The organism is Wolbachia endosymbiont (group A) of Campoletis raptor (genome assembly GCF_964026755.1).
GTDB classification, from domain to species: domain Bacteria; phylum Pseudomonadota; class Alphaproteobacteria; order Rickettsiales; family Anaplasmataceae; genus Wolbachia; species Wolbachia pipientis.
The window spans coordinates 522,017-535,498 of record NZ_OZ034695.1; the positions used below are offsets into that span (position 1 = coordinate 522,017).

The 13,482-nt window shown below is 35.2% G+C and carries 10 protein-coding genes and 2 pseudogenes; 5 read left to right on the top strand and 7 right to left on the bottom strand.

Annotated features, from left to right (window positions below):
• Window positions 1–6: 6 nt before the first annotated feature.
• Window positions 7–2,682, bottom strand: a complete 2,676-nt coding sequence (locus tag AAGD74_RS02705) for an ATP-dependent Clp protease ATP-binding subunit (RefSeq protein WP_082246123.1) — start codon at window positions 2,680–2,682, stop codon at window positions 7–9.
• A gap of 178 nt (window positions 2,683–2,860) precedes the next feature.
• On the opposite strand from AAGD74_RS02705, the gene AAGD74_RS02710 reads away from it, so the two are divergent.
• Together AAGD74_RS02710 and AAGD74_RS02715 are read left to right on the top strand one after the other, a co-directional pair.
• Complete coding sequence (locus AAGD74_RS02710) at window positions 2,861–3,811, top strand: IS481 family transposase (RefSeq protein ID WP_338482200.1); 951 nt, start codon at window positions 2,861–2,863, stop codon at window positions 3,809–3,811.
• Between the two features lie 59 nt (window positions 3,812–3,870).
• A pseudogene (locus tag AAGD74_RS02715) lies at window positions 3,871–4,703 on the top strand (IS5 family transposase).
• A 36-nt stretch (window positions 4,704–4,739) separates the two neighbouring features.
• Here the strand turns inward: AAGD74_RS02715 and AAGD74_RS02720 are convergent.
• Window positions 4,740–5,751, bottom strand: a protein-coding gene (locus AAGD74_RS02720; RefSeq protein WP_265029767.1) for an IS630 family transposase whose coding sequence is annotated in 2 segments (ribosomal slippage) — window positions 4,740–5,288 and window positions 5,290–5,751 — 1,011 coding nt in all. Because the reading frame shifts where the segments join, the coding sequence is not laid out codon by codon here.
• A 98-nt stretch (window positions 5,752–5,849) separates the two neighbouring features.
• Between AAGD74_RS02720 and AAGD74_RS02725 the strand changes: the two are divergent.
• Window positions 5,850–6,682 (top strand): annotated as a pseudogene (locus AAGD74_RS02725) (IS5 family transposase).
• Between the two features lie 208 nt (window positions 6,683–6,890).
• Here the strand turns inward: AAGD74_RS02725 and AAGD74_RS02730 are convergent.
• From AAGD74_RS02730 to AAGD74_RS02740, 3 genes are read right to left on the bottom strand one after another with little or no spacing between them, the layout of a single operon-like run.
• Entirely contained in the window at window positions 6,891–7,532 is a 642-nt protein-coding gene (locus AAGD74_RS02730) for an amino acid ABC transporter ATP-binding protein (RefSeq protein WP_077188144.1), read from the bottom strand.
• Entirely contained in the window at window positions 7,516–8,163 is a 648-nt protein-coding gene (locus tag AAGD74_RS02735; protein ID WP_077188143.1) for an amino acid ABC transporter permease, read from the bottom strand. The genes AAGD74_RS02730 and AAGD74_RS02735 overlap by 17 nt, the downstream gene beginning before the upstream one ends.
• Window positions 8,163–8,897, bottom strand: coding sequence for a substrate-binding periplasmic protein (locus AAGD74_RS02740; RefSeq protein ID WP_077188142.1), 735 nt, complete (start codon window positions 8,895–8,897; stop codon window positions 8,163–8,165). The genes AAGD74_RS02735 and AAGD74_RS02740 overlap by 1 nt, the downstream gene beginning before the upstream one ends.
• 125 nt (window positions 8,898–9,022) lie before the next feature.
• On the opposite strand from AAGD74_RS02740, the gene AAGD74_RS02745 reads away from it, so the two are divergent.
• On the top strand, window positions 9,023–9,478 hold the full coding sequence (locus AAGD74_RS02745) for an arginine repressor (protein ID WP_064125001.1): 456 nt from the start codon (window positions 9,023–9,025) through the stop codon (window positions 9,476–9,478).
• Between the two features lie 53 nt (window positions 9,479–9,531).
• Here the strand turns inward: AAGD74_RS02745 and tatC are convergent, their stop codons facing one another.
• Complete coding sequence (tatC, locus tag AAGD74_RS02750) at window positions 9,532–10,293, bottom strand: twin-arginine translocase subunit TatC (RefSeq protein WP_006279807.1); 762 nt, start codon at window positions 10,291–10,293, stop codon at window positions 9,532–9,534.
• Complete coding sequence (locus AAGD74_RS02755) at window positions 10,290–11,387, bottom strand: type I glyceraldehyde-3-phosphate dehydrogenase (protein ID WP_077188141.1); 1,098 nt, start codon at window positions 11,385–11,387, stop codon at window positions 10,290–10,292. The genes tatC and AAGD74_RS02755 overlap by 4 nt, the downstream gene beginning before the upstream one ends.
• Window positions 11,388–12,835: 1,448 nt before the next feature.
• Here AAGD74_RS02755 and AAGD74_RS02760 point away from each other — a divergent pair.
• A complete protein-coding gene (locus tag AAGD74_RS02760) occupies window positions 12,836–13,369 on the top strand; it encodes an HK97 family phage prohead protease (RefSeq protein WP_077188057.1) in 534 nt (177 codons plus the stop codon).
• Window positions 13,370–13,482: the final 113 nt, after the last annotated feature.

Consider the following 13,482-nt stretch of genomic DNA (forward strand, 5'->3'; position numbering starts at 1 on the left):
GTGAACTTAAACCTTTTTAACTAAGATTTCATTATCAAGAGCGTACACTATTAGTTCATCATTTTCTACTACTTCCCCTGATAAAACTAATTTAGCTAAATTATTTTGAATACACTCTTGTATCACCCTTTTTAGGGGCCTTGCTCCATATTCAGGGTCATAGCCAGTTTGTGCTATTAGTTCTTTAGCTTCCTGCGACAAACTTATACTCAGTTTACGCTTAGCAAGTGTTTTTTGTAAATAAGAAAATTGAACATCTATAATTTTATAGATGTCATTTCTGGTTAAACTGTGAAATATAATAATTTCATCCAGTCTGTTTAAAAATTCTGGACGAAATGTTGATTTAACTATTTGCATCACTTCGCTTTTTACAGAGTTAGCAACTCCTCCTTCCGATGTCATTCCAGCGCGTGACGCTGGAATCCACTTTTTTTCCTGGATCCCAGTGTCAGCTACTTGGATGACAGAGGGCTTTTCAAGAGGGCTATTTTCTTTTGCTCCTTTAAGCATTATCTCAGCACCAAGGTTAGAAGTTAAAATCAGTATGGTATTGCGAAAATCAATTAATTTGCCATGACTATCAGTGAGTCTACCCTCATCCAAGATCTGTAGCAATAGGTTAAATATATCAGGATTTGCCTTTTCTATCTCATCAAATAAGATTACCTGATATGGTCTTCTCCTCACTGCTTCAGTTAATCTGCCACCTTGTTCATAGCCAACATACCCTGGAGGCGCGCCAATTAACTTTGAAACAGAATGTTTTTCCATATATTCTGACATATCAAAACGCAAAAGCGCTGATTGATCGTCAAACAGAAATTCAGCAAGGGCTTTTGCCAATTCTGTTTTTCCAACTCCGGTTGGACCCAAGAATAAGAATGAACCAAAAGGTCGATTAGTATCTTGCACACCAGAGCGAGAGCGCCTAACTGCATTACTTATCGCTTCTATTGCATCTTTCTGCCCTATTACTCTTCTTCCTATTTCATTCTCCATGTTGAGAAGTTTTTCCTTTTCGCTGTGCATCATGTTATCAACTGGAATTCCTGTCCACTTTGAAACAATGTTTGCAATATCATCTCCAGTCACTTCTTTCTTTAAGAAACTATCAGTAACCTTTTCCTGATTTTTTAATTCATTCTCAAGCTGAGGAATCACACCATACATCAGCTCTCCTGCTCTTCCCAAATTCCCACTACGCTGAACTAATTCCAACTCTTTTCTAGCGTTATCTAATTTTTCGGCTGTTTCTTGTATTCTAGCTATTTTATTCTTTTCCATCTGCCATTTGCTGTTCAAGTCAGCAAATTTACTGTTTAGATTTTCGATCTCTTCATTTATCTTTTTTAAACGCTGTTTAGAATTTTCATCACTTTCTTTTTTTAAAGCCTCTGCTTCAATCTTTAGCTGTATAACCTTTCTCTCAAGTTCATCAATAACTTCAGGCTTGCTATCCATTTCAATTCTCACCCTGCTTGCTGCTTCATCAATCAAATCAATTGCTTTATCAGGTAAAAACCTATCTGTTATATATCTATTGGACAACGTTGCAGCAGCAATTATTGCACCATCTGTAATTCTTATACCATGATGCACCTCATATCTTTCCTTCAAACCCCTGAGTATTGAAATGGTATCAGTTTCAGTTGGTTGAGAGATAAACACAGGCTGAAAACGCCTTGCAAGTGCAGGATCTTTTTCTATATGCTGACGATATTCATCTAAAGTTGTGGCTCCTATACAGCGAATTTCTCCACGCGCAAGAGCAGGCTTCAGCAGATTCGAGGCATCCATTGCACCACTTGTTGCTCCTGCTCCAACTAAAGTGTGCAATTCATCGATGAATAATATAATTTTTCCCTCCGCTCTCGAAATCTCATTAATCACTGCTTTTAACCTTTCCTCAAACTCTCCTCTAAACTTAGTGCCAGCAATTAGTGCTCCAAGATCCAAAGCTAAGACCTTTGCATCATGCAAACCAAGTGGCACATCGTTTGCAACAATTCTATTTGCAAGCCCCTCAACTATTGCAGTTTTTCCAACACCAGGTTCACCGATCAGCACTGGATTATTTTTTGTCCGCCTCAGTGATACCTGCATAGTTCTTCTGATCTCTTCATCACGACCAATTACAGGATCAAGCTTTCCTTGCATAGCAAGCTCTGTAACATCTTTTGTATATTTCTTTGCCGCGTTTAATTTTTCCTCACTGTTTGGCGAGTCCGCACTGCTGCCCTTTCTCATTTCTGCAATAACTGAGTTCAGTTTTTGTAGAGTCACACCATTCTCTGCCAGAATTTTGCCTACAGTATCATCTTTTTGTGCAGTGAGGCCCTGTAGTAAACGCTCAACAGCAACAAATGAATCTTTATTTCTTCTTGCAATACCAATTGAATCTTCAAAAACTTTTGCTATTTCTCTTGAAAGTTGAAGGCCACCACTTCCTGGACCTTCAATTACTGGCAACTTTTTTATTGCGCTATCCACAGCATCAGAAATACTTTGCACACTTCCACCACAAGCGTTTATCAAATCCTGAACTAAACCTGATTCATCTTCAAGCATCACTTTTAGTAAATGCTCAGGCATAAAAATCTGATGCCCAGCTCCCAACGCTTTCATTTGAGCACTTTGAATTAGACTTTTTGCTTTTTCGGTAAATTTATTTAAGTCCATAACACCAGTTAAATTCGTATTTGCTGATGTATATAACAACTGATTTCATAAATTTAAACCTAAAGTTGTTTATTGTTAGGTATGAAATTTAAAACTTTCTTAAAAAGGGAACTATCATAGTAAGATGTATGGTCCCAGAGAGTGATGGTATACTATCATCATCATTTAAGGAGTCATTATGGGACAGATATTACATGGGTGCGCCAAAACAACACAGACGATTCGTAGAGCAATACAAAATAGAAAAGAGAGCATAGCAAAACTCTCCAAGCATTATAACCTTAATCCAAAAACTATTATTAAGTGGAGAAAACGTTCATTTACGAAAGATGCTGATATGGGTCCAAAGCATCCAAGATCAACTGTTTTAACGCTAGAAGAGGAAGCTATAATAGTTACATTTCGCAAGTATACACTACTGCCACTAGATGATTGCCTTTACGCTCTGCAGTCTACAATTCCGCATTTGACTCGCTCTAGCTTGCATCGTTGTTTACAAAGACACAACATTAGCAGATTACCAACTGTTGATGGAGAAGTTAAGTCAAAAAAGAAATTCAAACAATATCCTATCGGTTACTTTCATATTGATATTGCTGAAGTTAGAACTGAGGAGGGCAAATTACATTTGTTTGTTGCTATTGATAGGACATCCAAATTTACCTATGTTGAGTTGTGTAACAGTGCTACAAAACCCATAGCTGCTGAGTTCTTACGTAATTTGATTAGAATTTTACCGTATAAAATCCATACTATTTTGACAGATAACGGTATACAATTTACAAACCAGAAGCGTCATAAGTATGCTTTCCAACATATATTTGATAGAGTTTGCGAAGAGAATGTTATTGAACATCGTTTGACAAAAGTTAGCCATCCTTGGACGAATGGGCAAGTCGAGCGTATGAATAAAACTTTAAAGGATGCTACAGTTAAGAAGTATTACTATCAATCGCACCAGCAACTTAAAGAACACCTTTATAACTTTGTTATGGCTTATAATTATGCAAAGAGACTCAAAACTCTTAAGGGTCTTACTCCTTATGAATTTATATGTTATCAGTGGACACAGTCTCCAGAATTATTTATACTAAATCCACACCATCACACTCTGGGACCATACATCTAAGAGGTTGTCCGGAAACAAGTAAAAGGCTATAATATCTGAAATTTTAGTACGGGGTAAAGATGAGAAAAAAGTATCCAACAGATCTAAGCGAAAGGGAATGGGCAAGAATAGAAAAACACTTCAGAGTATCATACAAGAAAGGAGGAAGGCCGCCAAAGTATAGCAAAAGAGAAATATTAGAAGCAATTTTCTATGTATTGCGTACAGGGTGTCAATGGCGGTATTTACCAAATGATTTTCCGCTATGGAAGACTGTGTATGAGCAGTTCAGGCAATGGAAGAAGCAGGGAATTTTTGAGAAAATGAATTATGAAATTACAAAATATAGTAGAAGAAAAATAGGAAGGAATGAGCAGCCGAGTGCCTGTATAGTAGATAGTCAATCTGTAAAGACTACAGAAAAGGGGGGATCAAAGGCTATGATGGAAGTAAAAAAGTAAAGGGTAGAAAAAGGCATATAATTACAGACACTCAGGGTTTTATACTAGGTTGTTACGTAGGCGCTGCTAACGAAAATGATAGAGATGGTATTAAAATAGCATTAAACAATATGAGAACAAAATATACTAAAGTTAAAAAAATGTGGGCTGACATGGGATACCAAGGAAGAAATTTAAAGAATCACATAAAGGAAGAATATGACATAGATATTGAAATTGTTACAAGGCCTCCATGTAGATTTTGGGTGCACAAAGATACGCCACCTGAGCTACTACCAACAAGAGAACAAGGGTTTAAAGTACAGCCAAGAAGATGGGTTGTAGAAAGGACTTTTGCTTGGGTTAATAGGAATAGAAGGCTATCGAAGGAGTATGATTTACTCACAACATCCACTGAGAATTTCATATACCTAGCTATGAGTAGGGTTATGTTAAAGAGGGAATATGCTTGAATTTACTTGTTTCCGGACAACCTCTAATACCAATTCTCATTGTTGTCCAGTCAAATAGGAAACATTGCAGAGTTGTTTAATTGTGGAGCTGGCAAGAGAAGTAATAAATTTGCACAAAGCACCCTCAAGTAGAGCAATTGTATCGTATATTTTATTGCGCAAAATGTTCTGTTTTATATATAACCAAAGCCTCTCAACAGGATTTAGCTCAGGTGAGTATGGAGGTAGGTATATAATGTCGATATTTTTAGGTACCTTTAAATTTTTTGACCTATGCCAACTAGCACAGTCCATAACGAGAAAAGCCTCTCGTGTTTCTAGATATTGCGAAATTTGCTCAAGAAATATGTTCATGCAATCAGTGTTGACATTTGGTGCAAATAAGCTAGAACTCTCTCCATTTCTAGGATTAACTGCACTATAGAGATAGAAATTTTGCCTACCTAATTTTGTTTTAACCTGTGTTCTAATCCCCTTTTTAAACCACCCATGTCCAACTTTTGAATGTGTGCCAAACCGTGATTCATCAAAGAAAAATAGCTCTTTTTCTGGATACTTGCTAATAGCTCCATTGAGATTTTTTTTTGAATTCCTCTTGTTTGCTTTTATCTTGTCCATTATGAACTGGTCTTGGTGTAATATATGAGAATTTCATCTTTTGCATATGGCGGTGTACTGTAGATTTGCTGATATTTAATCCGAACTTTTCCTGGATTCTTATTCTCATTTCTTTAATGGTGATATTAGGATTTTCTTCTATCCACTCTTCAATTTGCTGTAGTTGAGCCTGATTTAATTTAGTTTTTCTACGACGTTGTGAAGGAGCAAACAGTTTTTCTTCTCTGCCAATTTTCAAGAGTTTTACCCACGAAGTTAGTGCGCTTCTTGAAATGCAATATATTTTTGCTACAGCCGTTATACTGTACTTTTTTGCTGCAATTACAGCATTTAGTTTTTTTGAAACATATGCATTATTCCTTACTTTCTTCAGCATTTCTTTTGCTGATTCTACTACTTTTTCATCCAATAATTTTGATCTTAATGCCATTTAAACCTCGCTATTTTACTTACTTCAGTATGGCTTTTCTTCCATCATTGTCCATCTGTTTGCCCTGTAATGGGAATTGGTATTAGTACGGGGTAAAGATGAGAAAAAAGTATCCAACAGATCTAAGCGAAAGGGAATGGGCAAGAATAGAAAAACGCTTCAGAGTATCATACAAGAAAGGAGGAAGGCCGCCAAAGTATAGCAAAAGAGAAATATTAGAAGCAATTTTCTATGTATTGCGTACAGGGTGTCAATGGCGGTATTTACCAAATGATTTTCCGCTATGGAAGACTGTGTATGAGCAGTTCAGGCAATGGAAGAAGCAGGGAATTTTTGAGAAAATGAATTATGAAATTACAAAATATAGTAGAAGAAAAATAGGAAGGAATGAGCAGCCGAGTGCCTGTATAGTAGATAGTCAATCTGTAAAGACTACAGAAAAGGGGGGATCAAAGGCTATGATGGAAGTAAAAAAGTAAAGGGTAGAAAAAGGCATATAATTACAGACACTCAGGGTTTTATACTAGGTTGTTACGTAGGCGCTGCTAACGAAAATGATAGAGATGGTATTAAAATAGCATTAAACAATATGAGAACAAAATATACTAAAGTTAAAAAAATGTGGGCTGACATGGGATACCAAGGAAGAAATTTAAAGAATCACATAAAGGAAGAATATGACATAGATATTGAAATTGTTACAAGGCCTCCATGTAGATTTTGGGTGCACAAAGATACGCCACCTGAGCTACTACCAACAAGAGAACAAGGGTTTAAAGTACAGCCAAGAAGATGGGTTGTAGAAAGGACTTTTGCTTGGGTTAATAGGAATAGAAGGCTATCGAAGGAGTATGATTTACTCACAACATCCACTGAGAATTTCATATACCTAGCTATGAGTAGGGTTATGTTAAAGAGGGAATATGCTTGAATTTACTTGTTTCCGGACAACCTCTGAGATATCGTGGCGGTATGACGTAGGAAAACCTTTCTTGGGTTAGCTATAGTTTGCTATATTATGTGATTTTATTTTTAGCGTTGCTTCTTATATTATGTAATTTATTTTCCATAATATACATTATGTAATTTTCGATGCTAAGATCTGTTATAGCTCTCAGTATGATATGAGTGATTCTCTTTTAATAATTATTTTTTAAATAGTTTGTTGGTTCATCAATTTCTTTAGGATTGATATCTACAATTATTTTTCCGTTTTTTAACAGAATAATCCGATCTGATATTTTTGTTAAAAAATCCAAATTGTGAGAAGCGATAATCATAGTAATACCCATATCTCTAACTGATTGTAGTAGTTCCACAACGTCGACTATTGTTGCTACATCTAAACCAGACGTTGGCTCATCGCATAATAGAATCCTTGGATTCATCATTAAGCTTCTGGCAAGCGCAACCCGCTGTTTTTGCCCACCGGATAGATTACTAGGGTAATCATTTTTTTTAGAGGCAATACCCAAAGACTCAAGTAGTGAATCACTTTGATCCTGAGTTTTGTTTTTAAGTTTGGGAGCATATGTAAGATTTTCCCAGACAGTCATATGTGGGAAAAGTTGAAAATCCTGAAATACAAAACCAGTACTATCATTGCATTCAATGCTACCAGAATCTAAAACTTCGAGTTTTTGTATACAACGTAACAATGTTGATTTACCACTACCAGAAGGACCAGCAAGACCAACTATAGATTGTTCTATAATCAGGTTAATATTATTAAGTACTGGAATATTATTAAATAATTTACAAACATTATGCATTTTTATCATATATACCTTTCTGTTCAATCTTTTTGCCTATATATTCAATTAGTAATACAAGAGCGTAATAATAAGCCCCAGCAAGACAAAGTGGTATAAAATAAGTAAATTGTTCTGCTGCAAGCATTTGCGCAGAGCGCATAATATCAACACCACCAATAGTAGAGATTAATGCCGTTTCTTTAAGGAGTGCAATGATCTCATTTATCATTGCAGGAAGAATATTTTTAATAACTTGTGGTAATATAATATCTCTCCACATATAGAAACTAGGTATTTGTAAAGTTTTAGCTGCTTCAAACTGGTTTTTTGATATAGTTTCAATACCAGCTCGTAAAATCTCAGCAATATAAGCACAGCTATTTAGACCAAATGCTATAATGCCAGCACTAAATATGTTTAATTTAGTTCCTGCAATGGTTGGAGTCATAAAATAAACAACACTTAACTGTAATATAAGGGGGGTGCCACGTATTACAGATATAATTCCATTAATTAATGGAATACAGATCTTATTATATCTGAGTACTGAAAATAACCCTCCTAGACTCATACCTAAAAGCAGTCCTCCAATCAATAATTTTAAAGTAAAGGCAAGGCCTGTTCCAACAAACAAGAAATTAGAAATTAATTCTTGCATCAGTTATCTCCTAGCCATTTTTCTGCTATCTTTTGTATTACACCTTTACTTTCTAAACTTTTTAACGCCTCGTTTATTTTATCCTTTAAATCAGATCCTTTATTCACAGCAATAGAATAACCATTATCTGACTTAGCGATGGCTGACCATGATAGACCAGGATTTTTTTTGCTAAATACTTTACCTTGGAATTCATCAATTAGGACGCTATCAACATGACCAGACTTTAATGTTTCTACAGCTTGATTATTATTGTCTATAGCAATAATTTGAGCTGTTGTAGGAACATGCTCTTTTAGCCAAATTTCCATGACAGTTCCTAGTTGAACGGCTATCTTCTTGTGAGTTAAGTTGTTTATACCGGCTATGGGTTTATTTTTGTGATATAGAATACCAAATTCCCCTGTATAATAACTATTTGAAAAATCAAAATTTTTTTCACGCTCTTCTGTGCTACCAATAGTAGATATAGCAGCATCTACAGAATTACTTTGCAATGCTGCAAATATAGTACTAAACTGCATATCTTTAAATATCGCTTCTTTACCTAACTCTTTTGCTACTAATTGAGCAAGCTCAATGTCAAAGCCAGTAAATTTACCATTTTCATAATATTCAAAAGGTGGATAATCTGCAGAAATTGCAAATCTAATGATATTATCGTGTTTATCTTCCTTGCATCCTGTTAATAGAATACTTATCGCTATAATAGCATTTAAAATGTATTTTTTCATATTACTAATTTATATTCATATTTTATTCATCTTGTGAATATAGACATTAAAAATTGAATAGTCAAGAAATAATGAATATAATTTCAAATATACTTATTACATATTCAATATGAGGAAAATGCATAATGCATGACAACACACTAGGTGAACATATTTTAAATATTATTCAAAATCATGAAATTTTAGAACAGAGCGATTTACAGACCTTACTCAAAAAAAGAGGGTATAACATTTCTCAGGCTACTTTATCAAGAAAATTGAAAGAACTTAAAATTGCCAAAGTTGCTGGTATGTATAAAGTAATTGACATCAACCAATATCGATTACCATTAATACTTAATATGCAAATTTCGGATTTTGGTTTAATAGTACTACACACTCAACCAGGACAAGCTAGCAGTCTGGCTTACTTTCTAGATCAGAAATATGTTATTTATTCATTAAATAATAGCAAAAACATAGGAATTATAGGAACTATAGCAGGTGATGATACAGTATTATTGATCATCAAAAGTAAGGCTGAACTTAACAAAGTATTACAATCAATTTATGAAACATTTCCATATTTAAGTCCTGAATAAGAATGTTGTAAGTTAAAAATGTGATATAAAGGAGATAAGAGGGATTTCTTTGTTTAAATCTTTGTCTTCTTTTTTTCAATATACCTACATATCAGAATGGACAATTCATATAGAATCAGCATAGGTATTGCAAGCCCTACTTGGCTTAATACATCAGGTGGAGTTAAGATTGCAGCAATAATAAAAATTACCACTATTGCGATTCTACGTTTATTTGACAAACTTTGTGCAGTCAGTAGCCCAACTCTCACCATTAATGTGAGTATGACTGGAATTTGAAATGCAGTGCCAAATGCAAACATAAATTGGAGAACGAGGTCTAAATATTCGCTAACTGATGGCATAAACTCTATCGGTATATCGAAGGATTTACCACTGTGTTCGAAGTTGATAAAAAACTTCCAGGCTAAAGGAAATATATAGTAATAGACTACAGTAGCTCCCGTTACAAATAAAACCGGTGTTGCAATTAAGTATGGCAACAACACTGCCCTTTCACTTTTATATAACCCAGGTGCTAAGAACATATAGAATTGCCATGCAAACACAGGAAAAGAGAGCAAAAGTGCACTCATCATTGCAACTCTAAGATACACAAAAAATGCCTCTGTTAAGTCTGTGTAAATTAAAGAAAAACCTTCGCTACCTTTTGTTGCTTCTATTAAAGGTGCGAGTAAAAAACGGTATATATTTTCCTTAAAGTAATAACAAAAACCAAAAGCAACGCAAAAAAATAGAAAGCAAAAGATAACTCTTTTTCTGAGTTCCGCAAAGTGCTCATAAAATGAGGCGTATTTGTTTGAGTTCCAGTTCATACTTTACTATAGCTCAATAATACTATGTCTAACATTCTCAGCGAAAAAGCCCACTCATTGTCATACCACGCTGCAACCCTGCATATATCACCTGTAACATATGTACCAGTTAAATCCACAATTGCACTATAAGGGTTATGCACAAAATCTATTGAGACTAAAGGTTCCTCGCATATAGAAAGTACATTTGACATTGGATAACCCTCTGTCATCCTAGTACCCTCTGATGTCATCCGAGTAGCTGACACTGGGATCCAGAAATTAGATTCCAGCGTCACGCGCTGGAATGACGTAGAGGAGAGAGCTGCATCCTTAAATATTTCATTGATTTCTTCAACGGTCGCTTTCTTATCAGTCGTAAATTTAAAATCAACCATAGAAACATTGCTAACTGGAACTCTGACGGAAGTGCCATCTAGTTTTCCTTTTAATTCATGGATGACAGAACCAATTGTTTTTGCTGCCCCGGTTGTAGTTGGCACCATAGATAATCCGCAAGCCCTTGCTCTACGCAAATCTTTATGATTACCATCAAGAACATTTTGATCATTCGTGTAGGCATGTATAGTAGTCATAAAACCGCTTTTTATGCCTAAACTAGAATGTAGGACTTTCACAATCGGAGCAAGGCAATTTGTAGTGCAAGAACCTGCTGATATCACTTTATGCTCTTTTTCGAGCATATCGTTATTCACACCATAAACTATAGTGACATCAGCATCTGGAACTGGAGCAGAGACAATTACTTTCTCTGCATTGTGCCTTATTGCTTCTTCACGTTTGTTGAATGCACCAGTACATTCAAGTATTACATCAACATTCCAAGGAATATTTTCAGGGCTCCGTTCTCTATACAAAGAAAACTTTCTGCCATTTATGGATAGCCAATTTTGAGACTCATTAAAATCAATATCACCACTGAATTTGCCATGAACAGAATCATATTTAATCAAATGTGCATGCTGCTTTGCACTGAGCGATCCATTGATAGCTACAACTTCTATTTGTTTGCTATATTCTTCTATTTCGAAAATAGCACGCAATACGCCTCTGCCTATTCTACCCAGACCATTAATTCCTACACGAATCGTCATCTCTTCATTCAAAAAATTTAATTATAGAGGATATCACTTGATATTTCATTTTATTCTTTTGCTTTTCTATCGATATGAACATTATAGCAAGGAGACAGGGCTAAAAACTTGCTTGACAAACTCCGCCAGCCCCCTTATCATAAAATTGAAGCTATTTATTTATCTTCGCAATCTGCAGATTAAAACGACAAAGGGAACTTTGTATTTGGCGTAAATCATGCTTAATTTTTTGCACTATGTGCACCTCATGTCTTTATAAAACTTCTGGGTTTCTACCTATACAAGCCGAAACGCGCTTATAAAGCGTTTAAGACATCAAAAGACGTCAAATAGAACAAGGGAGAATTTGAATACTAGCTACCCTAGGTTTTCTTTGCCTTTTTTTCTGCTTAGTAAATTTTTTAATGTTTATAGCTAAAAGTTAGTTGCAGTTTAAATGCAGCTGAGTCGCGGTTACTAAGTGTAAAAAACATAAAAAAACGCCAATACTGAAAATAGACAATGACTAGGGTTTCTTTTGCCTTTTTTTCGTTTGGTAAGTTTCTTAATATTCATGGCTAAAGATTGCACGAATGTTGCAATTACAAAAGCGTTTCTACTAGGAGGGTGTCATCCCAGTGCTTGACACTGGGATGGCTTTGTTGCATCGCTACTTATGAAAGGCTAACTATAGTTAGGATTATAAGTAACCTATTGAAAATCTTGTTTTTTTGCAATCAATCTGATCAAATTTAAGAATAGTAATTTGTTATTTATATTAATAAATTTAATTCTATTGAAAATAGCTAAAGCATTGAAATTCTTGAATTTTAGCCGGATTGGTAAATGGTAGTGAAATTTCTTTTACTCAAATTTAGGTATTCATTGACCGTTCTTGTTATAAATACCAGAATAATAAGCTACTGATATTCCCTATCTTTTTTATCTTTAATCCATCATAGCTAGCGATGCAACAAAGCCCACTGGGATCCAGGAATTTTATTAAGTTGGTAAGCATAAAAGTAGCCATTTTACGTTACAATACAATGTTTTGATGATTATGGAAAGGCTGGATCCCAGTGTCACGCACTGGGATGACAAAAAAGAGGCTACTCGGATGACAAGAAAGGAGCACTGCTATTATAGAGTGAAATGAGATCCCAGTGTCAAGCACTGAAATGACATCATAGGGGCTTGCATGACATCATTCTTTTTCTTGGATCCAAGTAGTCAGGGCACTGGGATGACATCATAGAGGCACTAGGATGACACCTTGACAATCCTCATTCCGCTACTTGTTAGCGCCGCGGTGGTATGACGTAGAATTTTATAACCCAGTGTCCAATCTGGATTCTAGTTAGCGTTTTTAGTAACTAAGAAAAGTGCTTCCCCCTTTTAGAGCACTGCATATAATAGAATTATATCGCAGTGCATTGCGAAACAAAATTCCCAATACTACAGGAGGCTTTATGAATAAGAAATTTCTCTATTCACCATTGTCAATAAAAAGTATAGAAGAAAACGGTGTATTTTCTGGTTATGCTAGCGTTTTTAATATAGTTGATAAACAAAATGATCTGATATTGCCTGGAGCATTTAAGGAAAATTTAAACAGAAATAAAATAAAACTCCTTTGGCAGCACAATCCAGGTGAGCCTATAGGTAGCATCATAGATATTTGCGAAAATGATGTTGGCCTGTATATAACCGCACACTTACTTTTGGGCATCCAAAAAGCAAAGGAAGCGTACTTAATGCTCAAAACTGGAGTAATCAATGGACTTTCCATCGGCTATATACCTATAGAGTATGATGTTGATCATAAAAGCGGAGCGAGAGTGTTAAAACAAGTGGAATTATGGGAAGTCAGTTTGGTCACTTTTCCTGCAAACTTGGCTGCTCAGGTAATCAATGTGAAAAATCAGAACAATGAACAGGAAGTGTTAGCAAGAGCGATAGAAAAAGCAAATGCTGTACTTGCAGACATGTACATTTCTGCTTAAAGTGTATTAGGCGGGCAAAGACTTTACCATAATTTGACACCTGTGTTAGTATTTATTTAACATTTATACTAATATATATAACTTTATTACTATTAAAATTTTCTGTAAATTAA

What these genes read in the sequence shown, in the direction of transcription:
- AAGD74_RS02705 (WP_082246123.1), bottom strand. Translation starts at nt 2,682, where the DNA reads ATGGACTTAAATAAATTTACCGAAAAAGCAAAAAGTCTAATTCAAAGT.
- AAGD74_RS02710 (WP_338482200.1), top strand. Translation starts at nt 2,861, where the DNA reads ATGGGACAGATATTACATGGGTGCGCCAAAACAACACAGACGATTCGT.
- AAGD74_RS02730 (WP_077188144.1), bottom strand. Translation starts at nt 7,532, where the DNA reads ATGATAAAAATGCATAATGTTTGTAAATTATTTAATAATATTCCAGTA.
- AAGD74_RS02735 (WP_077188143.1), bottom strand. Translation starts at nt 8,163, where the DNA reads ATGCAAGAATTAATTTCTAATTTCTTGTTTGTTGGAACAGGCCTTGCC.
- AAGD74_RS02740 (WP_077188142.1), bottom strand. Translation starts at nt 8,897, where the DNA reads ATGAAAAAATACATTTTAAATGCTATTATAGCGATAAGTATTCTATTA.
- AAGD74_RS02745 (WP_064125001.1), top strand. Translation starts at nt 9,023, where the DNA reads ATGCATGACAACACACTAGGTGAACATATTTTAAATATTATTCAAAAT.
- tatC (WP_006279807.1), bottom strand. Translation starts at nt 10,293, where the DNA reads ATGAACTGGAACTCAAACAAATACGCCTCATTTTATGAGCACTTTGCG.
- AAGD74_RS02755 (WP_077188141.1), bottom strand. Translation starts at nt 11,387, where the DNA reads ATGACGATTCGTGTAGGAATTAATGGTCTGGGTAGAATAGGCAGAGGC.
- AAGD74_RS02760 (WP_077188057.1), top strand. Translation starts at nt 12,836, where the DNA reads ATGAATAAGAAATTTCTCTATTCACCATTGTCAATAAAAAGTATAGAA.